Here is a 21013-nt window from a genome sequence, read left to right as displayed (position 1 = left end):
TCCCGGGCGCAGCCGGGCCGAAGGGCACCTAACGTGGAACCGGGCCGCCACGCAGGAAAGGATGCCCCGGATGATTTTCCACTGCACTCTCGCACCCAGCACGCTAGTACCCAGCACCCTGATGCCGAGCGCAGGTTCGACGCCGGACGGGCAGCTCATTGAGCTCTCCGTCGAGGTCCCCGAGCCGTGCCCGGGTGCGGACTTGGAAGCCGCCATCGCCCGGCGCTACGGGACCGGTGGGCTGTCCGTCCGGGGAGTCCCGCTCGCCGCCATGACCGTGGGCGAACCTCCCCTGGTCCCGGGCGCCGTGCTGGTGGAAAGCACCGTGCTGGTGGAAAGCACCGTGCTGGTGGAAAGCGCCGTGCTGGTTGAGAGAGCCGCGCTGGTGGAAAGCACCGGGCTGGTGGAAAGAACCGGGCTGGTTGAGAGAGCCGCGTCGGCTAATAGGTCGGGAGCACCATCCCGCCCCGGTCCCCGCCAGCGGGAAACTGCCACGTTGCTGCTCGCCGTGGACAGCGGTCCCGGTGCGGGTACGCTTGTCGCGCTGCGGAGGGGGCAGTTCCGGATCGGCCGCAGCGGTACCGAGATCGTGATCCCGGATGCCGCACTTTCCCGGGAGCACGCGCGCCTGGACGTCTCGGACTCGGACATCACCATCGTGGACCTCGGCAGTGCGAATGGAACCCGCGTCGACGGCCGGAAAGTAGGAATGGCCCCGGTGACCACGGCGTCCTCGATCCGCTGCGGCGACTCCACCCTCTCGCTCCGGCTCTGGCCGCCGGTGGTGCCCAACGGTGCTGCCGACTCGGTGACGGCGCTTGCAGGCTCCAGCGTTGCCGCGCCGCTGATCGTCCGGGGCAACGCCTCCTCCAGCCACCGGGCCGCCGTGGCACTGGCCGCGGTACTGCCGCTCCTGGCCGGCTTCGGCCTGGCGCTTCTCACCGGAATGTGGATGTTCCTGGCCTTCACGGCAGTCTCTGGCGTGTCCGTCCTGGTCCCGTACCTGGCGGGCCGCCGGCAGCGCCGCGAGCTCAACGCCGCTGTGGCTGAAGCCACTCGGCAGGACAGGGAACGACGCCGGCAGGCCGCTCCTTCCGCGGCCGACCTGGCCATCGGTTGCGCGGCCTGGGCACCCCCGGCGGCCCCTGCACCCCATGGACAGCCCCCGGAAATCTGCCTGCGGCTCGGGCTGGCGGATCAGAGGGCGAATATCCGGCTGGAACCACCCGACTCCGGCTTCCGGCCACCGCCGCTCGGCCAGGTCCCCCTGACCTTGGACCCGGCCCCGGCGGTGGTGACCATCCACGGCCCTGCGCCTGCCGTGGCCGGGCTGGTGCGCTCGTTCATCCTGCAGCTGGCGTCCTATCCGCTCGGCGGCAGCACCCGCCTGCTGCTGCATGGCCCGGCGGACACAGTCCCGGATTCTGCGCGCTTCCTGCCAGGGGTCACAATGTCCGCCAATGACGCCACGACCGAGGCACTGTTGGCTGCCGGACCCGACAGTTCCGGCGGCTTGACGGGCGGTCCCGGCGGTCCGGTTAATTCAGGTGGTCCGCGCGCTCCGGGTGGGTTGACGGGCGGTCCGCGCCAGGCGGTCAGTTCCGTCGGTCCGGGCGGGTTGACGGGCGGTCCGCTCGGTCCAGGCGATCCGCGTGATCCGGGCGGCCCGAGGGGTCCGGGGGATGCACTCGACCGCGGAGTTCTTATCCTTTGGCGCACCCCCGGGCAGTCAGGGGCCGCGCCCGGGCCGGACACCGCCGGTGCAGGGCCGGCGTTCCGGTCACTGGCCACGGCACACGGGTGGAAGGTGATCGAGTGCACGCCGGAACGAGGTCCCGCGGACCACCCCCGCATTGTCCTCGGCCGGCGCAGCACCCTCATCACCGCCGGGGCCCCGCCGATGGACTTCGTCCCGGATCTGGTCCCTGCAGTTGTCTTTGACCGCTTTTGCCGGGGCTTCAATACCGCACGGCCCGTTGCGGTGACTCCCCCGCCGGCCATCCCCCAGCACTGCAGCCTGGCCGATGTCCTTCCCCTCGCGGCGCCGGACATCTCCCGGCGCTGGTCTTGGACCGGCGCGGAGGCCGGACTGGGTGCGCCAGTCGGGACGGGGAGTCTGGGGACCCTGCGCATCGATCTGAAGACCGACGGTCCGCACTTCCTGGTCGCAGGGACCACCGGCTCAGGGAAGTCGGAGCTTTTGCGGACTCTTGCCGCCGGCCTCGCGGCCAGCCATCCGCCGGACCGGGTCACCCTGCTTTTCATAGACTTCAAGGGCGGCTCCGGCCTGGGCCCGTTGACCGGACTCCCGCACTGCGTCGGCATGCTCACGGATCTGGGCGCCGCGCAGGTGGACCGCACGCTCGTTTCCTTGCGTGCCGAGGTCCGGCGGAGGGAGGAACTGCTCGCCCGGGTGGATGCCCCTGATCTCGCGGCCTACGACTCGTCGGCGACGGCCGGACCGCCGGTCCCCTATCTTGTCATCATCGTTGACGAGTTCAGGATCCTGGTGGACGAAGTGCCCGGCGCACTCTCCGAACTCATGAGGATTGCCGCCATCGGCCGCTCACTGGGGATCCATCTCATCATGGCCACGCAGCGCCCACAGGGAGCCCTGAACGCCGATATCAGGGCCAACGTCACCACCTGCATCGCCCTCCGCGTCCAATCCGGCCCCGAATCGTTCGACATCATGGGCTCCGGGCTCGCGGCCGCCATCCCCATCGAACGTCCGGGACGGGCATTCCTGATCCGCGGCGCCCAGGCCCCGGAAGAGTTCCAGACCGCCGCCTTGACACCCCGGACCCCCGCGCAGACAGACGGAGCGGTCACGGTGCGCACCGTCACGGACTTTCTGACGCGAACGCCGGCAGTGTTGGGTGTCCGGAGCGACGGTTTCCCCAAAAGTGGATCTCACGACGGCGGCGCCTTGACTCCGGCACAGGGGACGGCCCTGCTCATCGACACCACTGTGGGCCTGTGGCAGGACCGCGGCGGGCGGCCGCCCCGCCGGCCGGTGGCAGATCCCCTGCCGGAGCTGCTGCCCTATCCATATCCCGGGCGCGCGGACGGGGACACGGTCCGACTGGGCCAGACGGATCTGCCGGAACTCCAACGCGTCTCCGAGCTGGACTGGAATCCTGCCCGGCACGGGCATCTGGGCCTCGTCGGGGCCGAGGCCGGCTCCGGCGATGCCGCCTTGGTTCTGGCTGTCGATCAGCTCCTGACCGGCACAGTGGAGTCACACCTGTACATACTTGACGCCGCCGGCGTGTTCAGCGGCGCCGCAGCGGCGCCCCGCGTCGGCACGGTGGCGGGCCTGGATGAAGTGCGTCGGGCCGCCAGGGTACTGCGCCGGATCGCCGAAGAAGCCACGTCGCGGCTGAGCGGGGCCGCGGCCGGGCCACGGCCCCGGCTGGTCCTGGTGCTCAGCGGCTGGGGCGCCTGGGTTTCGGCATTCCGTTTCGGGCCGCTGGCGTGGGTTGAAGACGTCGTCCATGACATTGTGCGGGACGGTTCCCGGGCAGGGATCACGGTCATCGTCTCTGGCGAGCGTGAGCTCGTGACCGCGAGGTTTTTCGCCGGCCTGCCCAACCGGATCTTCTTTCCAGCAGGGTCTACCGACGAGGGCCGGCTGGCGTGGCCACGGCTTCCGGCGTTGGAGCCGATCGCCGGCCGCGTGGCCGTGTTCGGCGCCTTTGTGCCCGCTCCCTTAGCGACCGGGCACGCTGCCCAACTGTTCGAACCGCCAGCCGAGGGCGGGCGGTATCCCGCAGGCGAAGCCGTCTCGGTGAGGCCCTTCCGGGTGGAAGCCCTGCCTATATTGGTGACCGTGGACCAGGTGCTGGCCCAATGCGGCAACCCCCGGCCGGGGCAAAGGATTCCGCCGCCCGCTCCCATGCCCGCAGCCATGCCGTCCGCCGCGCAACTCCCCTTCCCGGCGGCCGCCCTGCTTCTCGGGGTGGGCGGCGACGAACTCCGGCCGCACGGGGTTCGGTTTCCGGTCGGCGGCGTTCTCGCTGTCCTCGGCGGCCCCGGTTCCGGCAAGAGCACGCTGCTGGCTGCGCTCCCGGGACTGAACCCAACCTTTGCCTGGCTCTCGCCGCGGCCGGGAACGGATCCCGGCCGGTACTGGTCCGAGCTCCACGCCAGCGCGCTCGCGGGCACCCTGGACCGGACAGCGATAGCGCTCGCAGACGACGCTGACCGGCTCGCGCCCGAAGCCAACAGTGCCCTGGCGGCCCTGCACAGTCTTGGCTGGAGGGTGGTCCTCACCGCGGGATTCGGCCCGGCCTTTGGGCTACGGGTGGATCTGGCCGCCATCGCACGCAGCCAGGGGCGGGCGGTCCTGATTTGCCCGCGGGGGCTCATGGACGGAGAACTGTTCGGTGTCCGGTTCGAAGCGGAGCACAGTCCTCCTCCGGGGCGCGCCGTCGTCATATCCGAAGGCCGTGCGACGCCGGTCCAGCTGGCGGCGCCCTGCTCTCCTGGTCAACTGGGCCCTGCCGCCCAGCCCGCTCCGGTCCGGGCTGCCGGCGGGCGTTTCCGGACCTCCCCCGCGAACTCCCCCGCACAGCATGCCGCTCGGGACGGCCCTTTACAGGGCGGGCGGGGCTCCGGCGGCCCGTGAGGCGAACGCTATGACCCGCTTGTCGAACAAGAGCACGATGGCCGTCACGGCGGGGATCAGCATGGCCAGTCCGGCCACCGGATAGCCACCGGTCAGGGTCGGGAAGCCAATGGTCAGCACGAAGAGCTGGGCCACCAGGGCACCGGCCCGCGGCCAACGGAATCCTCGGAGCAGGAAGCGTGCCACGGCAAAGAGCCATGCGGAGAACGCCAGCAACAGGCAAAGCGTGAAGACGGCGCCCCAGAAGGAGAGCACCGGCGCTCCGGTCAGGAGCTGCATCCCGTACCAGCCGCCGGCCACGAGCAGCGCTGCGGCCTCCAGTGCGACGACGACGGCGATGACAATAATCCCCTTTGGCCTCACAGGGTTTCCGGCCGCGGCTCGGTCCGGATTCCGGAGCGAGTTTTCGCCGGGATGCTCGCCGTCATTCCCGCGGGGATTTTCAGCGGGGTTTTCGCTGGGGATTTCATTGGGGGCTTCGCGGGGATTTTCATTGGGGTCTTCAGGGTTCACAGGGGGCCTTGACACACTGGCACACTACCGGACATAGTCGTCTAGATGTGAGGACGCCGCCACTGAATGTGATGCATCGCTCACGGTCTCTGGGCATCTCGCCCTCTATTACCCCTTGTTTACACAGCGTTAACATGACACGCTTAATCCAGATGACCGAGGGGGCCCCAAATGGGCCCTTTTCTTATGAAGCCTCTAGTGAATAAATTCACAAAGGCATTTAACGAGTTCCCAGGAATGGAGTGACTGATCAGCATGGATTGGCGTAACCGCGCAGCCTGCCTTGACAAGGACCCGGAGCTGTTCTTCCCCGTTGGAAACACGGGCCCTGCCCTCCTGCAGATCGAGGAAGCGAAAAGTGTTTGCCGCCGCTGCCCCGTTGTGGACACCTGCCTGCAGTGGGCTTTGGAGTCCGGCCAGGACGCTGGAGTGTGGGGCGGTATGAGCGAGGACGAGCGCCGCGCCCTGAAGCGCCGCGCTGCACGGGCACGGCGCGCTTCCTGATTCTGCTGCCCAAGCACCGGCAGCTACAGTGCCGGCAGCTACCGCACGACCCCTGCAGCAATGGCCGCGGACCCACAGGTCCGCGGCCATTGCCCGTTTAAGCCGCCAACGCATCGTCAGCGGGTCGAGAGGCTTAGGACAATCTGGACGGCGGTTCCCCCGCCGTCCCTGGCCTGCCAATGGATAGTGCCGCCAAGTTCACTGGTGACCAGTGTGCGGACAATCTGCAGGCCAAGACCCTCGACATACGGCGTGTCCGGCAACCCGACGCCGTCGTCCTCCACCGTCACGGTGAGAAGTTCATCCCCGTCCTCGGTCTCCGAGCGGTCGGCGAGCAGCCAGACAGTACCGGTCCGCCCCTCCAGCCCGTGCTCGACGGCGTTCGTGACCAGTTCGTTGATGACGAGGGCCAGCGGGGTGGCGAAGTCGCTCGGCAGGTCCCCGAAGAGGCCCGACCGCTGGGTCTTGACCTGCTGCGAGGGCGAGGCGACCTCGGCCGAGAGGCGGAACTGGCGGCCGATGAGTTCGTCAAAATCAACGCTCTGGGTCAGGCCCTGCGAGAGCGTCTCATGCACCAGGGCAATGGTCGCCACCCGCCGCATCGCCTGCTCGAGCCCCTGTTTCGCCTCGTCGCTGACCATGCGCCGCGACTGCATCCGCAAAAGGGCCGCGACGGTCTGCAGGTTGTTCTTCACGCGGTGATGGATCTCGCGGATGGTGGCGTCCTTCGTGACCAGTTCCATCTCCCGGCGACGCAGCTCCGAGACGTCCCGGCACAGGACCAGGGCACCGAACCGCTGCTGCTCGTCGCGCAGCGGGATCGCACGCAGCGAAAGACTGACCCCGCGTGACTCGATTTCGCTGCGCCACGGCATGCGGCCCGTGACCACCAGCGGCAGTGTTTCATCGACCATGCGCCGGTCCCGCAAAAGTCCCGCCGTCACCTCGGCAAGGGACCGGCCCTCGAGGGACTCGCCGTCGCCGAGGCGGCGGAACGCGGAGACCCCGTTGGGGCTGGCGTACTGCACGATCCCCTCGGCGTCGAGCCTGATCAGGCCATCCCCCACACGCGGAGCGCCGCGGCGCGAGCCTGTGGGCGACGCGAAGTCCGGCCACAGCCCCAGCGTTCCCATGCGCAGCAGATCGTAGGCGCACTGCCGGTAGGTGAGCTCGAGCCGGGAGGGCATCCGTGAACTGGAAAGGTCCATGTGGGACGTCACGATGGCCAGGGTGCGGCCGTTGCGGACCATGGGGACCGCCTCGACCCGCAGCGCCATATCGCTGCTCCAGTTGGTCTCGTTGGAGCGCTCGATCGCGCGGCTCTCCCACGCCTTGTCCACCAGCGGCTGCAGGTCCGACCTGATCCCCTCCCCCACGAAGTCGGCATGGAATACCGTGTGCGTGGTGGAGGGGCGGACGTGGGCGAGTGCCACGTAGCCGAACTCAGGATGCGGAAACCACAGGGCGAGGTCGGCGAACGCGAGGTCGGCGACCATCTGCCAGTCGCCGACCAGGAGGTGCAGCCATTCGGCGTCCCCCGGGCCAAAATCAGCATGTTCCCTGATTGGGTCCGTAAAGATTGCCACAGCACCTCCATTTGCGACACCAGGGACGGCAGCCCTTAGCGTCGGACGATTGACCTCAAGAGCCTCAATGCTACCGACAGTGAGGCCATGTCATCGGCCTCGAGCGCATTGACCTCGTCAAACATGGACTTCGCACGGCCCAGCTGCTCCGCGTTCTGGCCCTCCCAGGCCGCCAGCCGCTCTTCAGCCGGAGTCCCGGCCGGAGTGCTCTCCAGCACCGCCGTCGTCATGTCCGAGACGGTGGAGTAGAGGTCATCGCGCAGTGCTGCCCGGGCCAGTGCCTGCCAGCGGTCCGCCCTCGGCAGCTTGGTGATGCGCTCGAGGAGGGAATCTGCATGGAAACGGTTGAAGACCGTGTAGTACACGTGGGCAATATCGGCCACCGACTCCTTGCTGCCATGGACGATCTTGGCGATATCCAGGAGCACGAAGCTCTCGAACAGTTCCGCCCAGCGGTGTGCCAGGTCCTCCGGAAGGTCCCAGCTGCGCGCCTTCTCCAGCCATTCGGCCACGCGGGCGCGGTCGTCGCCCCGGAGGTAATCCAGCAGCCGGGCCCGCATGGGATCCATAAGCGGCTTGAATTCGGCCACGATCTCGGCGATGGGACGGGACGCGGAGCCCTGGCCCAGGAGCCACCGGACGGCGCGGTCCAGCAGCCGCCTGATGTCCAGGTGGACGGTGCTCCAGTGTTCGGTCGGGAACGACGCCGGCAGTTCGTTGAGTTCCTTGACCATGATGTCCAGCTCGTAGACCTCCCGGAGCGCCACGAACGCCTTGGCGAGGGCCGCTTCCGTGGCCGACGTCTCCTCCATGGCGCGGAACGCGAAGGTGATGCCGCCGAGGTTGATCATGTCGTTGGCAACCACGGTGGCGATGATCTCGCGGCGCAGCGGGTGGGTGTCCAGTTCGGCGTCGAACCTCTCCCGCAGCTGCTCCGGGAAGTAGTTCCGCAGCGTCGTGCGGAACCACGGATCATCGGCGAGGTCGCTGTCGCGCAGTGCGCTGGCGAGTTCGATCTTGGCGTAGGCGGCCAGGACCGAAAGTTCCGGCGAGGTCAGCCCTTGGCCTTGTTCCAGGCGCTCCTGCAGCGCGGCCGTGGTGGGCAGCGCCTCCAGGTCCCGCTTGAGGTCGGCCGACTTTTCCAGCCAGTCCATGAGCCGTTCATAGCTGGGGCTCCATTCGGAGACCCGCATCCGGTCGTTGAGGAGCAGGATGTTCTGGTCGATGTTGTCCTCGAGCACCAGCCGGCCGACCTCGTCGGTCATCGAGGCCAGGAAGTCCGCACGCTCGGCGGGCTCAAGCTTGCCCGCCGCGACCATCCGGTCCACGAAGATCTTGATGTTCACCTCGTGGTCCGAGCAGTCCACACCGGCCGAGTTGTCGATCGCGTCCGTGTTGAGGATGACGCCCTGCAGCGCGGCCTCGATGCGTCCGCGCTGGGTCATCCCCAGGTTTCCGCCCTCACCGACCACCTTGACCCGCAGTTCGCGGCCGTCCACGCGGATGGCGTCGTTGGCCTTGTCGCCAACCTCGGCATTCGTTTCGGTGCTGGCCTTGACGTAGGTCCCGATGCCGCCGTTGTAGAGCAGGTCCGCCGGGGCGAGGAGGATGGCGCGCAGGAGCTCCGGCGGGCTCAGTTCCGTGGTGCCCTCCGGGAGGCCGAGGGCGGCGCGGACCTGTGCGGACACGGGGATCGACTTGGCCTGCCGGGCAAAGACGCCGCCGCCTTCGCTGATGAGCGACTTGTTGTAGTCGTCCCAGGAGGACCGGGGCAGTTCGAAGAGCCGCTGCCGCTCGGCGTAGGACGTTGCCTCGTCCGGGGTGGGGTCGAGGAAGATGTGCCGGTGATCGAAGGCTGCCAGCAGGCGGATGTGCTTGGAGAGCAGCATGCCGTTGCCGAACACGTCACCGGACATGTCGCCGACGCCCACCACGGTGAAGGGCTCGGCTTGGGTGTCGAGGTCCAGCTCGCTGAAGTGGCGCTTGACCGATTCCCAGGCGCCGCGGGCGGTGATACCCATGGCCTTGTGGTCATAGCCGACGGAGCCGCCCGAGGCGAAGGCGTCGCCGAGCCAGAAGCCGTATTCGCCGGCCAGCCCGTTGGCGATGTCGGAGAAGGACGCCGTGCCCTTGTCGGCCGCGACCACCAGGTAGGAGTCGTCGTCGTCATGGCGCACGACGTCGGCCGGCGGCCTGACGGTTTCGCCGTCGGCTGTCACGATCAGGTTGTCTGTGATGTCCAGGAGTCCCCGGATGAACGTCTTGTAGCTCTCGATGCCCTCGGCCATCCAGGCGCTGCGGTCGGCTGCGGGGTCCGGGAGCTGCTTGGCGTAGAAGCCGCCCTTAGCGCCCGTCGGGACGATGACGGCGTTCTTGACGGTCTGGGCCTTCACGAGGCCCAGGATTTCGGTGCGGAAGTCCTCGCGCCGGTCCGACCAGCGCAGACCGCCGCGGGCCACCTTGCCGAAGCGCAGGTGCACGCCCTCGACCCGGGGCGAGTAGACCCAGATCTCGAACATGGGCCGCGGGAACGGCAGGCCCGCTATGCGGGACGGATCCAGCTTGAAGCTCAGGTGGGGCTTGTTCTGGTAATAGTTTGTCCGGAGTGTGGCCTCGATGAGGTTCTTGAACGTGCGCAGCAGCCGGTCGGCGTCGAGGGTCGCGACCTGCTCGATCGCTGCATCCAGTCCGGCGAGGACCTCGACCTCCCTGAGCACGCGCTCCGTGTCGCTGAGTGCCGGGTCGAAGCGTGCCGTGAACAGGGCACTGAGTCCCCGTGTGACCTCCGGGTTCGCCAGCAGGGTGTCCGCCAGGAATCCAAAGGAGTTGGTGTTGCCCATTTGCCGCATGTATTTGGCATAAGCGCGCAGCACGACCACCTGACGCCAGTGCATGCCCTCCCGCAGCACCAGCCGGTCGAAGCTGTCGGACTCCACGGCGCCGGTCACGGCAGCGCCGAAGGACTCGGCCAGCAGCTGGCCGGTGGCCTGGGGATCGACGCCGGCGGGGTACTTGAGACCGAGGTCGTAGAGGAAGAAGTCCCGCTGATCCGCGGTCTCGATTTCGAACGGTCGCTCGTCCAGGACCTCGAGGCCGAGGTTATGGAAGTACGGCAGGATCTGGCTCAGGCTCTTCGGCTCCAGCATGTAGAGCTTGACGCGGGCGTCCTCTTCGAGCGTGGCGCCGGCGCCTGCGGGCAGGTAGACGTGGACGCCGGGCTGCTCCTTGACTGCCTCGCCGGCCCGTTCGGCCGCGGCACCGTACTTTTCGAAGCGGTCGATGTCCTGGAGCGCGTCTTCGATCTCGTAGTCCACGCGGTAGCTGGCGGGAAACGCTTCTGCCCAGATGGCTGCCAGTTCCTTGGCGCCGTTCTCCTTGGCGCCCGCGCCCCCGCCGTCGCCGCGGGCACGCAGGACTTCGGAAATGCCTTCGCCCCACGAGCGGGCTGCCCGGACCAGGCGCTTCTCCAGCTCGTCGCTGTTGACGTTGCTGACATCGGCGTCCTTGGGCAGCCGGATCCGGAAGAAGAGGCGGGCCAGGGCGGACTCCGTCATGCGCGCCTCGTAGTCGATGGACACGGCGTTGAAAGTCTCCCGCAGCTCCTGCTCAATGCGCAGGCGGACGTTCGTGGTGTAGCGGTCGCGCGGCAGGTAGACGACGGCGGACATGAACCGGCCGTAAATGTCGGGTCGGAGGAAGAGCCGCGTACGGCGGCGTTCCTGCAGGCGCTGGATGCCGGTGGCGATGGCGGCGAGGTCCGGGATTTCGATCTGGAACATCTCATCGCGCGGGTAAGTCTCGAGGATGCCCAGCAGGTCCTTGCCCGAGTGCGAGTCCGGCGGGAAACCGGCGTCGTGGAGGACAGCGGCCACTTTTTCCCGGACCACGGGGATATCACGGACGGAACCGGCGTAGGCGGTCGTGGCGAAGAGGCCGATGAAGCGGCGCTCCCCGTTGACGTTGCCGGCGGCGTCGAAGCTCTTGACGCCGATGTAGTCCAGGTACGCCGGGCGGTGCACGGTGGAGCGCGAGTTCGCCTTGGTGATCACGAGGGCCCGCTTCTCGCGTGCCTTCTTCCTGCCGGCCTCGGTGAGGTGCTGGACCTGGCGGCTGTCCGCGCCGGCGCGGAGCAGGCCGAGGCCGCTTTCCTCGCGCAGTTCCAAAACATCCTCACCGGATACGTTCACGAGGTCATATTCGCGGTAGCCGAGGAAAGTGAAGTTTCCGTCATCGAGCCAGCGGAGCAAGTCCTGGGCCTGGCGGAGCTCGGCAATCTGCGCCCGGTTGGCCACCCTGTCCAAGTCCGCGGAGATCTCAAGGGCCTTCGTGCGCATCTTTGGCCAGTCTTCGACGGCGGCGCGGACGTCGCCGAGCACGCGGGTGACTCCCTTGACCAGGTCGGCGCGCTTGCTCTCGTCGACAAGGTCGATTTCGACGGCGATCCAGGATTCCATGTGCGAGGCGTTGTCGCCCTCGGCGATCAGGTGGGAGAGGTTCGGCATGGCCGCCGTGTCGCCGCTGGAGATGCCCAGGTGGGAGGGTACACGCGCCACCTTGACCAGGTTGCCGGTCTCGCGGTTGCGGGTCACCACGAACAGCGGGTGCAGTACGAGGTGGATGGGCGCGTTCTGACGGACCAGTTCGGCGTTGACGGAGTCCACGAGGAAGGGCATGTCATCGGTGACGATGTACAGGACGCTGCAATCGGCCTCGTCACGGAGGGCGATGTTCGCGGTGCCTGGCCTCCGCGTCGCCGCGATCTGGCGGTGGGTATCCGCCCTTGCCGTCAGGACCTCCTGGGGGTAGGCCCGGAGATCCTCCTCCGCGAGGTGCTCGTAGTAATCCCCGAGATAGCTTTCGCTACTCCCGATCGAAACGGGCTGATCCTCCACGCTGGACCCAGACGACATCGAAACGCCTCCATAAAAGAAGTTCACAGCCGCCTCTTTGCGGCCCTTATGTTGACCCTAGCCCTTTGCCCGACGCTCTGCTGTGGAAGAAAATACAAAGGATTTCTTGTTTCGCTGGGCAGGTGCACAAACCAATGCGGCGACCGCATGCCGCAGCTCGGATTCGGGCGCGGATTCGAGCAAAAGCGCCCCGGCCAGCAGGGCGGCGTCGCTCGCTGCGGGGTCGGACGGTAGGAACGCCGTCAACGGCACCGAGGGACCGTACCGCTCCCACGCAGCACGAAGTTGGCGTTCGGGCGACCTTCCAACGGCGGAGGTCCTGACTTTGTTCATGACCACTTGGGGCGCTGCCTGCGGTATGGCCGCCTGGAGCTCGGCCAGGCCGCGGACCAGCCTCGGCACGCCGATGGAGTCGGCCGCCCCGACGGCAAAGACCGTGTCGGCCAACTCCAGGCTTCTCAGGGTCGCGGCGTTGCGGCGCGGCGCGCCGCTGTCAAAGCCAAGCTCGTCATCTGCTTCGAGGCAGAAGCCGGTGTCCACCACAGTGACATCTGCGATCTCCCGGGCCCGCTCCAGCACCAGCGTGAGCGCCGCGGCGCGCAGTTCCGTCCAGCGGTCCGCCCGTGTGATCCCGGTGAGCACGCGAAACGTCCCGGCCTTGGTCGCCACCGTCGTGGTGATCCTGAGCAGGGCATCGGCGTCGAGGAGTCCCTGGTCTGCCAGCCGGCAGGCCTGGGCCAGCCCGGCAGCCTCGTCGAGCAGACCCAGGAGGGCGGCCACGCTGGCACCGTAGCTGTCGGCGTCGACCAGCAGCACCGATTGCCCTTCCGCGGCCAGCTCCCCCGCGATGTTGGCGGCCACCAGGGTCCGGCCCGGCGCGCCAGCCGGCCCCCAGACCGCAATGATCCGGCCCCTCGCGGCAGGGGCTGGGGTGACTGAAGGCACCCCGGAAGGCCGAAGCACGTGCCCACCGGCCGTGACAGCCACGGAGGAAGCGTCGTCGGACCCAGCGAGCCGCGGCCGGTGTCCGGCGCCACTGAGCTGCGCCACGGCCGCGGAAATCCGCGCCGCAAGGGCGGCGGCGTCAACAGCGCGGGCTTCCGCTGCCACGCCAATGGTCCGCAGGCGGGCCGATTCCTCCGGATTGTCAGTCAGGGCGATCACGACGACGCCGACGGCGGACAGACGGTCCACCAGCGACGCCGTCAGCTCTTCGCTGCCCGCCGCGACAACAGCGGCGCGGGCCAGCCCGCTCTGGCAGGCGGCCAGCAGTTCCGCCAGCTCGCCGCACCGCCGGACGACGGACACAGGTCCGTGCAGACGCTCCAGTCCGCCCACCAGGTCATCGCGGGAGTCCCCCACCGTCACCACGGGAATGCTCATCTCGCGGCTCCGCCCGGGTTCCAGACGACCGCGATCTTTGCCTTGTTGGCCTGGGCTCCCAGCAGCTTCGGCATCTGAGCGTCCGGGACGAGCACCATGACCACCATCGACCGGGAGGACCCAAGGGCAGTGCTGCCCGAGGTGATCTGGGCAATTTCGGCGCCGGCGAGGAGCAGCGTGGGTTCGCTGAAGCCGTTGCGGGTATCCGGCAAGGCCACCCAGACGTCCACGCGAGAGCCCGCCACGGCTTGGGCGGGAAGGGTTTCCTCAACCGTGACGGCGACGGGCCTGCGGTCCAGCCCATCGAGCTGGCCGACACTCTCGCGCGGCAGCAGTTGGTCCTTGCCGATTCTTTGCACAGCCACGAGGCCGGCGTCCAGGCCGGCCTCCGGGGTCAGGTAGTGCTGTTCCACCTCGCCGAGCCTTACCTTGACCCGGTGCAGCTTGTCGACGGTCAGCGTCTCGCCGACGGCGATCGGCTCGCGCGCCGCGTACGCTTCGGTTGTCTGGTCCGCGGCACCGACCAGCGATACCACCCCCACCACGGATGCCAGGACGAGCAGGATTCCGACGAGGAGCCGGGGGTCTTTCCAGGACGGTTTTTTCAAACGGGCCCCTTCGGCTGCCGCGCTTCCACTCATGCGTCCGCTCCCCCTGTCGTCGCCGTCCCTTCCCGGTATGCCGGGCACCCCTATTGTTGCGCCCGGACCGCCCCGGTGGAAGATCCAGGGCCAAACAGCCGCAAACTGTGGATAACCGCACCAGTCGGCATCAACGGTGGCAAAATGGACTCATGCCCCGATTCCTGACTCTCGCTGACGTTGCCGAGCAGCTCCAGATCAACTCACCGGCCGCCTACGCGCTGGTTCGCAGCGGCGAACTCAAGGCGATCCAGGTGGGCGGGCGCGGTCAGTGGCGTGTCGAGGAGAAGATGCTCGAGCAGTACATCCAGGAACGCTACGCCGAGGCCAGCCGCATGATCGAAGAGGCTAAGTCGAAATCTGCAGAACGTTGATCTTGGCGTTCTGACTAGCCTCCCGGGGCCCCAACGGATCTGATGCCAGCGAGGGCGCGAAAAGGAATAGACACGACCTGCCGCACGCTGGCTGGACGCCAGTCCTCGCCCTCAGGCGCCATGAGCAGATCAAGGAAATCCCGGCCGACGGTGTCAATGACGCCGTGGAGCGCGGTCTCTGCCCTCCCGTGCGTGAGAAGTATCGACACCCGCGCCCGATTCCTGGCGAGTCCCCGCAGGGCGCTGCCCAATCCCAGCCGCCGGCGGACGGTTGACGGTTCGGAGACCGCCACCCTCGAAAGGCCCAGATACTGAGCGGCCGCGGCATAAGGAATCAGTACCTGGTGCTGGGGCTCATCAAGGACCAGGGCTTCGCTGCCCGCATGGCTGAGCACCCCCTCGAACGCCTGCCCTGAGGACAGGCGCACGCGGATGCCAAGCCCGAGGGATCCGCGGAGCCGGTCCGCGAGATCTATGCCCGCAGAATCCACCAGTGCACGCTCCGCTATTTCGGCCTCAAAATCCAGCCGCTGGCGCGCCGCCAGCTGCGCCTCCATGTCCTCAAACAGGGCGTCCCACCGCATGGCGCCAGCGTAGGCGCGCCTCCCGCACGGGTCAATCCACGAGCGCCGCCGATGCACGGGAGGCGGCTATCCACAGGCCCCGGACTACCTCTAGACAAACCGAGACCTGCGGGCCCAGACTTCATTCAACGGGCTTAAACACCATCAAATAACATCAAACGGCATCAAACAGCATTGTGGGCGAACGGAGGAATAGCCATGGACGGGACAGCGGCACAGCAACCCCGGACCCAGCCCTCACCCAGGCAGACGGTTCGGACCGACGCGGCCATGGCCACTGCCATCCTGCTGCTGGGGATCTTCCTCGCGACTACGGGAGGTTTCCTCGTCCGGCGCTGGCAGTCAGGCTCGGCACGCCGGCAGTCACTTTCCTTCGAGGACCAGCTGGGGATCGTGGCAAACACCGCGGGGCTGATCGTTATCACCTGGTGGGTGATGTCCCTCGCCATCGCCGTCGCGGCAGCGCTGCTTGCCCGCCTTGGCAGGACCCGCGCGGCGGCCGCCACGGGCCGGTTCAGTCCGGCGTTCATGCGCCGGCTGGTTCTCGGTGCCGTCGGCCTGCAGCTGCTGACAGCGCCGCTGGCCTCCGCGGCGACTGCGCACGAGGGGCCCGGTCCGGGCCGGCACGGCCAGGCAGCAGTGTCGGCATCGTGGACGCCTTCGCCCGGGCAGGCCCCGGCGCCGGGGCCGCAAGATCCGGCCGCCGGTTCCGCGGTCGATCCGCGCTGGAAGCCCGTGAGCCCGATCGTGGATGCCGGCCCCCTGGCCGCACGCCACGCGCGCGCGCAGAACACACCAGGCGTCCGCCGAGAGGTCACGGTCCGGTCCGGTGATTCGCTATGGAGCATCGCCGCGGCGACGCTGGGGCCGTTCGCGTCCGACGCCGACATCGCCAGAGAGTGGCCCCGGCTGTATGCGGGGAACCGCGGCACCATCGGAACCAACCCGCACTTCCTGCGGCCCGGACAGGTCCTCGTCCTCCCGCCACCAACCTAGCGACCGCCGCACTAGGGTCCGTCAGAACCACGGCCAGACAGGGCCGCAGCCGGGACCCGGCGGAAGTTCAGACAACAGGAAGTCAGCCAGCACCAGCCCCGCCAGCACCCCGCACGCACCACCCATCAGTCATCAGCCATCAGCCATCAGCAAAGGAACCGTCATGAATGCAGTCACCGGGATCCGCTCAGCCGCGGCGACCCCAGCCCCGCGCTCCCCCGCCCTCCGGGTTGTGTCCGGCACGGCAACACCGGCCGCGAAGACCGCCGCGGTCCCGCCGCCGCTGCGCGTTGTTGACGAGGCCCGCGAGATTTGTGCGATTTCCCGCAGCACAGTGCAGGCGGCCATCGAAGTGTTGGCAGGCACGCGGCCCGCGCAGCAGCTCTCCCGCCGACTGGACCCGCGTTGCCTGGCGGCACTGCAGCACCGTGCCGCACTGACCCGCCGGGTTGCCTCCGGCAGCTCGCCAACGGCGGGCCGGCTGCACCGCAACCCGTCAGTCCGGTCCGTCCGTGCCTGCCGCGTTTCGGATGACGTCTACGAAGCCAGCGCGGTTGTGGTCGAGGAGTCACGGGTCCGCGCGGTCGCGCTGCGGCTGGAGCGCGGCACAGCGGCCTGGCGCGTCACGGTCCTGGAGATCGGCTGAACCGCGGGGCCTTAGACAGAAGCGGGCCGCAAGCAGGTACGAGCAGAAACAGGCAGGAAGGGGCAGGAAACCGGCCCGGCCTGTCAGGGAAAGGAGGCGTAAACACGGGAGGACCGGAGCGATTGCTCCGGTCCTCCCGTGCGTTGGCGTGGTGCCTAGCGACGCTTCTTCTTCGCTGTGCGGCGGCCGATGTCCTGCGCCGCGGCCTTGGCCGGGTTTCCCGAGCGTCCGGTGCCCTTCGCCTCGATCCGGGTCTGGGCCGCACCGTCCTCGCCTGGGGCGGTGTACTGCAGCTGCGCGGGCTTCTCGGGGGCCTCGAGCCCGGCGGCACGGATCTGCGGTTCGTGGTGTTCGGTGTGCTGGCCCTCGGCGTCCGCCACCACAACATCTTCGGCCGGCGTCACTTCGACGTCGAGGTTGAACAGGAAGCCGACGCTCTCCTCACGGATCGCCTCCATCATGGCCTGGAACATGATGAAGCCTTCGCGCTGGTACTCCACCAGGGGGTCGCGCTGGGCCATGGCCCGCAGCCCGATGCCCTCCTTGAGGTAATCCATCTCGTAGAGGTGTTCCTGCCATTTCCGCCCGATGACCGACAGAACCACCCGGCGCTCCAGTTCGCGCATGCTCTCAGAGCCGATCGCCTGTTCCCTGGCCTGGTAGACCAGACGGGCATCGGAGAGGATTTCTTCGCGGAGGAAGTCGACGGTGACCCGGGACTTGCCGCCGGCCTCGTCAATGACGTCGCGGGGGGTGAAGCTCACAGGGTAGAGGGTCTTGAGATTGGACCACAGGAGGTTGAAGTCCCAGTCATCGCCGGTGCCCTCGGCCGTGGCCTGGTCGATGGAGGCGTTGATGGTGTCTTCCAGGAAGTACTGGACCTTCTCGTGCAGGTCATCGCCTTCGAGGATGCGGCGCCGGTCACCGTAGATTGCTTCGCGCTGGCGGTTCAGGACGTCGTCGTACTTCAGCACGTTCTTGCGCTGTTCGGCGTTGCGGCCTTCCACCTGGCCCTGGGCCGAGGCGATGGCGCGCGAGACGAGCTTGGATTCGAGGGCAACGTCGTCCGGCACCGAGCTGTTCATGAGCCGCTCGGCCGCGCCGGAGTTGAACAGGCGCATCAGATCATCAGTCAGCGAGAGGTAGAACCGGGACTCGCCCGGGTCACCCTGGCGTCCGGAACGGCCGCGGAGCTGGTTGTCGATGCGGCGGGACTCGTGCCGTTCGGTGCCGAGCACGTAGAGTCCGCCCAGGTTCAGGACTTCTTCGTGCTCGTCCTTGACGGCCTGCTTGGCTGACTCGAACGCCTCGGGCCATGCGGCCTCGTACTCCTCGGAGTTTTCCTCCGGGTCGAGGCCCCGCTTGGCCAGTTCGGCGACGGCGGTGAACTCGGCGTTGCCGCCGAGCATGATGTCGGTACCGCGGCCGGCCATGTTGGTCGCGACGGTGACGGCGCCCTTGCGGCCGGCCTGGGCGACGATGGAGGCTTCCCGGGCGTGGTTCTTGGCGTTCAGGACCTCGTGCCGGACGCCTTCCTTGGCCAGCAGCTGGGAGAGGTATTCGCTCTTCTCGACGCTGGTGGTGCCGACGAGGACGGGCTGGCCCTTTTCGTGGCGTTCGGCGATGTCCTTGACTACGGCGTCGAACTTGACGGCCTCGTTCTTGTAGACGAGGTCGGCCTGGTCGATCCGGGTCATGTCGCGATTGGTGGGGATGGCAACGACGCCGAGCTTGTAGGTGCTCATGAACTCGGCGGCCTCGGTCTCGGCCGTGCCGGTCATGCCGGCGAGCTTGCCGTACATGCGGAAGTAGTTCTGCAGCGTGACGGTGGCGAGCGTCTGGTTCTCGGCCTTGATCTCGACGCCTTCCTTGGCTTCGATGGCCTGGTGCATGCCCTCGTTGTAGCGGCGGCCGGCGAGGATACGGCCGGTGTGCTCATCGACGATCAGCACCTCGCCGTCGAGGATGACGTAGTCCTTGTCGCGCTTGAACAGTTCCTTGGCCTTGATGGCGTTGTTCAGGAAGCCGATCAGGGGGGTGTTGGCGGACTCGTAAAGGTTGTGGATGCCGAGGTAGTCCTCGACCTTTTCAATGCCGGCCTCGAGGACACCGACGGTGCGCTTCTTCTCGTCGACCTCGTAGTCGGTCTCGGCGTGCAGGCGCGTGACCACCTTGGCGAATTCGCTGTACCAGCGGTTGGTGTCGCCCTGGGCCGGGCCGGAGATGATGAGCGGGGTGCGGGCCTCGTCGATGAGGATGGAGTCCACTTCGTCGACGATGGCGAAGTGGTGGCCGCGCTGGACGAGTTCGGACTTGTCCCACGCCATGTTGTCGCGCAGGTAGTCGAAGCCGAATTCGTTGTTGGTGCCGTAGGTGATGTCCGCGGCGTACTGCTCGCGGCGCAGCGCAGGATCCTGGTTTGACAGGATGCAGCCGCTGCTCAGGCCGAGGAAGCGGTAGACGCGGCCCATGAGGTCGGACTGGTATTCGGCGAGGTAGTCGTTCACGGTGATGACGTGGACGCCGTTGCCGGCGAGGGCGTTGAGGTAGGCCGGAGCGGTGGCCACCAGGGTCTTGCCTTCACCGGTTTTCATTTCGGCGATGTTGCCCAGATGCAGGGCTGCGCCGCCCATGAGCTGGACATCGAAGTGGCGCATGCCGAGGGTACGGGAGGAAGCTTCGCGGACGGCGGCGAAGGCTTCGGGCAGCAGATCGTCCAGCTTCTCGCCTGCCTGGTGGCGTTCGCGCAGACGGTCGGTTTCCTCACGGAGCTCGGCATCCGTGAAGGTCTGGAAGGAGCTCTCCAGGGCATTAATGGAATCGGCATAGTTCCGCAGTTGCCTCAGGGTTTTTTTGTCACCCGTGCGGAGAAGTTTTTCGATAAGTGTTGCCACGTGAAGTTGCTCCCAGTCTCAAGCTGCCGAATTCTGGCGTGTTTAGTCTACGGGAGAGACGCAGGGCCGGTGGCGCCTGTTCCCTCACAGCGGATAGTGCGATTGCTGGGCAGCCACGGCTTCGGCGAGCGCCGGCGCGAGGTTCCCCGTTGGCGAGACAACTACCCCGTCCAGTCCCAGCCACTCTGCCATGAGCTGCAGTTCCGCGGCGAGTTCGACGGCGGTGTCCCCCGGGGCGCCGGCTTCCGCATGGGCGGCCCTTGCCAGGAGCCGGCCGCCGGCCCGGTCCGCTTTGAGGTCCACGCGGGCAACGATCCCGTCACGGAGCAGGAACGGCAGCACGTAGTAGCCGTACCTCCGCTTCGGCTCTGGCGTGTAGATCTCGATCCGGAAGTGGAACCCGAAGAGTTCCTCGAGCCGGCGGCGTTCGAACACCAAGGAGTCGAAGGGGCTCAGGAGTGCCCGGCCGCTGGCGGAGCGCGGAAGTTTCGCCTCCGCGTGACGGTACAGGGGCCGGTCCCAGCCGGCCACCGTGACCGGTTCCAGCCGGCCGCTGTCCACGAGGTTCTGGACTGCCACCGCGGCTGCTTTCTGCGGTGTCCGGAAATAGTCCGCGAAGCACCGCACGGTCCCAATACCGTGGGCCTGGGCCGCGGCGTCGATCAGCCGGTCCATCGCGGCGGCCGCGTCCGGTTCGGGTGCCGGCGATTCCCCGCCCGGTCCGGGGAGCACCTTGGAAGTGAGGGTGTAGCGCCGTTCGAAGGATTCGGTCCGCGAGGATGCCGAGACAAGTCCCTCCTCGAAGAGGTGTTCCAGCACCCTTTTGACGGCGTTCCAGTTCCAGCCCCAGTTCTCCCGCTGCGGATCCTCCACGTGGCCGAGCCGGGCTGTCAGTTCGGCGGCGGTCATCGGTTTCCCGGCGGCCAGGGTTTCCAGCACCTTGGCCGCCACCCCGTTGCGCAGTTCGGGGTCCATGCTGTGCGCGCCCACCCATTTGCGGCTCTGCCACTGCACGAGGTCGTAGAAGTGGTCCGGCCGGATGTAGGAGGCTTCGTGGGCCCAGTACTCCATCATCCGGCGCGGGTGGGTCCCCGCCATGCGTTGGAGGATGTCGCGGTCGTAGTTGCCGAGCCGCGAAAAGAACGGCAGGAAGTGGCTGCGGGAGACCACATTAACGGAGTCGATCTGAACCAGGTGCAGCCGGGCAAAGGTACGGCCCACCGCCCGTGCGCTCACGGGTCCGGCGGGCCGTTCCTTGTCCAATCCCTGGGCTGCCAACGCGATCCGCCGTGCCTGTGCCAGGCTCAGCGATGCTTGCACGTTAGTCCCTTCGTCGGAAAAAGTCTGCACCA

13 protein-coding genes are annotated in these 21013 nt (G+C 67.7%); 5 read left to right on the top strand and 8 right to left on the bottom strand.

Features of this window, described 5'->3' with window-relative positions; genetic code table 11:
- Positions 1-70: 70 nt before the first annotated feature.
- Positions 71-4630, top strand: a complete 4560-nt coding sequence (locus tag ACFRJ8_RS07495; protein WP_377985479.1) for an FtsK/SpoIIIE domain-containing protein — start codon at positions 71-73, stop codon at positions 4628-4630.
- On the opposite strand, the gene ACFRJ8_RS07490 is transcribed toward ACFRJ8_RS07495, so the two are convergent.
- Positions 4598-5158: a hypothetical protein gene (locus ACFRJ8_RS07490; RefSeq protein ID WP_377985478.1), complete on the bottom strand. Its 561-nt coding sequence runs from the start codon at positions 5156-5158 to the stop codon at positions 4598-4600. The two genes, ACFRJ8_RS07495 and ACFRJ8_RS07490, sit on opposite strands and share 33 nt — an antisense overlap.
- Before the next feature lie 240 nt (positions 5159-5398).
- On the opposite strand from ACFRJ8_RS07490, the gene ACFRJ8_RS07485 reads away from it, so the two are divergent.
- Positions 5399-5647, top strand: coding sequence for a WhiB family transcriptional regulator (locus ACFRJ8_RS07485; RefSeq protein WP_003804966.1), 249 nt, complete (start codon positions 5399-5401; stop codon positions 5645-5647).
- A 116-nt stretch (positions 5648-5763) separates the two neighbouring features.
- Here the strand turns inward: ACFRJ8_RS07485 and ACFRJ8_RS07480 are convergent, their stop codons facing one another.
- From ACFRJ8_RS07480 to ACFRJ8_RS07465, 4 genes are read right to left on the bottom strand one after another with little or no spacing between them, the layout of a single operon-like run.
- Complete coding sequence (locus ACFRJ8_RS07480) at positions 5764-7233, bottom strand: sensor histidine kinase (protein ID WP_377985477.1); 1470 nt, start codon at positions 7231-7233, stop codon at positions 5764-5766.
- 35 nt (positions 7234-7268) lie between these two features.
- The gene (locus ACFRJ8_RS07475) at positions 7269-12143 is read right to left on the bottom strand and encodes an NAD-glutamate dehydrogenase (protein WP_377985476.1); all 4875 of its coding nucleotides are present in this window, start codon (positions 12141-12143) and stop codon (positions 7269-7271) included.
- Positions 12144-12200: 57 nt separating this feature from the next.
- Entirely contained in the window at positions 12201-13526 is a 1326-nt protein-coding gene (locus ACFRJ8_RS07470) for a CpaE family protein (RefSeq protein WP_377985475.1), read from the bottom strand.
- The gene (locus tag ACFRJ8_RS07465) at positions 13523-14167 is read right to left on the bottom strand and encodes a hypothetical protein (protein WP_377985474.1); all 645 of its coding nucleotides are present in this window, start codon (positions 14165-14167) and stop codon (positions 13523-13525) included. The genes ACFRJ8_RS07470 and ACFRJ8_RS07465 overlap by 4 nt, the downstream gene beginning before the upstream one ends.
- 152 nt (positions 14168-14319) lie before the next feature.
- Here ACFRJ8_RS07465 and ACFRJ8_RS07460 point away from each other — a divergent pair, with 152 nt between their 5' ends.
- Entirely contained in the window at positions 14320-14541 is a 222-nt protein-coding gene (locus tag ACFRJ8_RS07460) for a helix-turn-helix domain-containing protein (RefSeq protein ID WP_277522814.1), read from the top strand.
- Between the two features lie 14 nt (positions 14542-14555).
- Here the strand turns inward: ACFRJ8_RS07460 and ACFRJ8_RS07455 are convergent, their stop codons facing one another.
- The gene (locus ACFRJ8_RS07455; RefSeq protein ID WP_377985473.1) at positions 14556-15125 is read right to left on the bottom strand and encodes a hypothetical protein; all 570 of its coding nucleotides are present in this window, start codon (positions 15123-15125) and stop codon (positions 14556-14558) included.
- 198 nt (positions 15126-15323) lie between these two features.
- On the opposite strand from ACFRJ8_RS07455, the gene ACFRJ8_RS07450 reads away from it, so the two are divergent.
- Positions 15324-16121 (top strand): LysM peptidoglycan-binding domain-containing protein, encoded by a 798-nt coding sequence (locus ACFRJ8_RS07450; protein ID WP_377985472.1) that lies wholly within the window; start codon positions 15324-15326, stop codon positions 16119-16121.
- Positions 16122-16284: 163 nt separating this feature from the next.
- Positions 16285-16767: an Rv3235 family protein gene (locus ACFRJ8_RS07445; RefSeq protein WP_377985471.1), complete on the top strand. Its 483-nt coding sequence runs from the start codon at positions 16285-16287 to the stop codon at positions 16765-16767.
- 155 nt (positions 16768-16922) lie between these two features.
- On the opposite strand, the gene secA is transcribed toward ACFRJ8_RS07445, so the two are convergent.
- Together secA and ACFRJ8_RS07435 are read right to left on the bottom strand one after the other, a co-directional pair.
- Complete coding sequence (gene secA / locus ACFRJ8_RS07440; protein WP_377985470.1) at positions 16923-19661, bottom strand: preprotein translocase subunit SecA; 2739 nt, start codon at positions 19659-19661, stop codon at positions 16923-16925.
- Between the two features lie 84 nt (positions 19662-19745).
- Positions 19746-20981 carry a winged helix-turn-helix domain-containing protein gene (locus ACFRJ8_RS07435; RefSeq protein ID WP_377985469.1) on the bottom strand — a complete coding sequence of 412 codons (1236 nt, stop codon included), beginning with the start codon at positions 20979-20981 and terminating at the stop codon, positions 19746-19748.
- Positions 20982-21013: the final 32 nt, after the last annotated feature.

This window comes from Arthrobacter sp. NPDC056886 (genome assembly GCF_042788715.1).
GTDB lineage: Bacteria > Actinomycetota > Actinomycetes > Actinomycetales > Micrococcaceae > Arthrobacter.
The sequence above is the reverse complement of the archived record's forward strand: the minus strand, read 5'-3'. Positions and strand labels throughout refer to the sequence as shown.

What these genes read in the sequence shown, in the direction of transcription:
- ACFRJ8_RS07470 (WP_377985475.1), bottom strand. Translation starts at nt 13,526, where the DNA reads ATGAGCATTCCCGTGGTGACGGTGGGGGACTCCCGCGATGACCTGGTG.
- ACFRJ8_RS07485 (WP_003804966.1), top strand. Translation starts at nt 5,399, where the DNA reads ATGGATTGGCGTAACCGCGCAGCCTGCCTTGACAAGGACCCGGAGCTG.
- ACFRJ8_RS07455 (WP_377985473.1), bottom strand. Translation starts at nt 15,125, where the DNA reads ATGCGGTGGGACGCCCTGTTTGAGGACATGGAGGCGCAGCTGGCGGCG.
- ACFRJ8_RS07465 (WP_377985474.1), bottom strand. Translation starts at nt 14,167, where the DNA reads ATGAGTGGAAGCGCGGCAGCCGAAGGGGCCCGTTTGAAAAAACCGTCC.
- ACFRJ8_RS07460 (WP_277522814.1), top strand. Translation starts at nt 14,320, where the DNA reads ATGCCCCGATTCCTGACTCTCGCTGACGTTGCCGAGCAGCTCCAGATC.
- ACFRJ8_RS07495 (WP_377985479.1), top strand. Translation starts at nt 71, where the DNA reads ATGATTTTCCACTGCACTCTCGCACCCAGCACGCTAGTACCCAGCACC.
- ACFRJ8_RS07475 (WP_377985476.1), bottom strand. Translation starts at nt 12,143, where the DNA reads ATGTCGTCTGGGTCCAGCGTGGAGGATCAGCCCGTTTCGATCGGGAGT.
- ACFRJ8_RS07445 (WP_377985471.1), top strand. Translation starts at nt 16,285, where the DNA reads ATGAATGCAGTCACCGGGATCCGCTCAGCCGCGGCGACCCCAGCCCCG.
- ACFRJ8_RS07450 (WP_377985472.1), top strand. Translation starts at nt 15,324, where the DNA reads ATGGACGGGACAGCGGCACAGCAACCCCGGACCCAGCCCTCACCCAGG.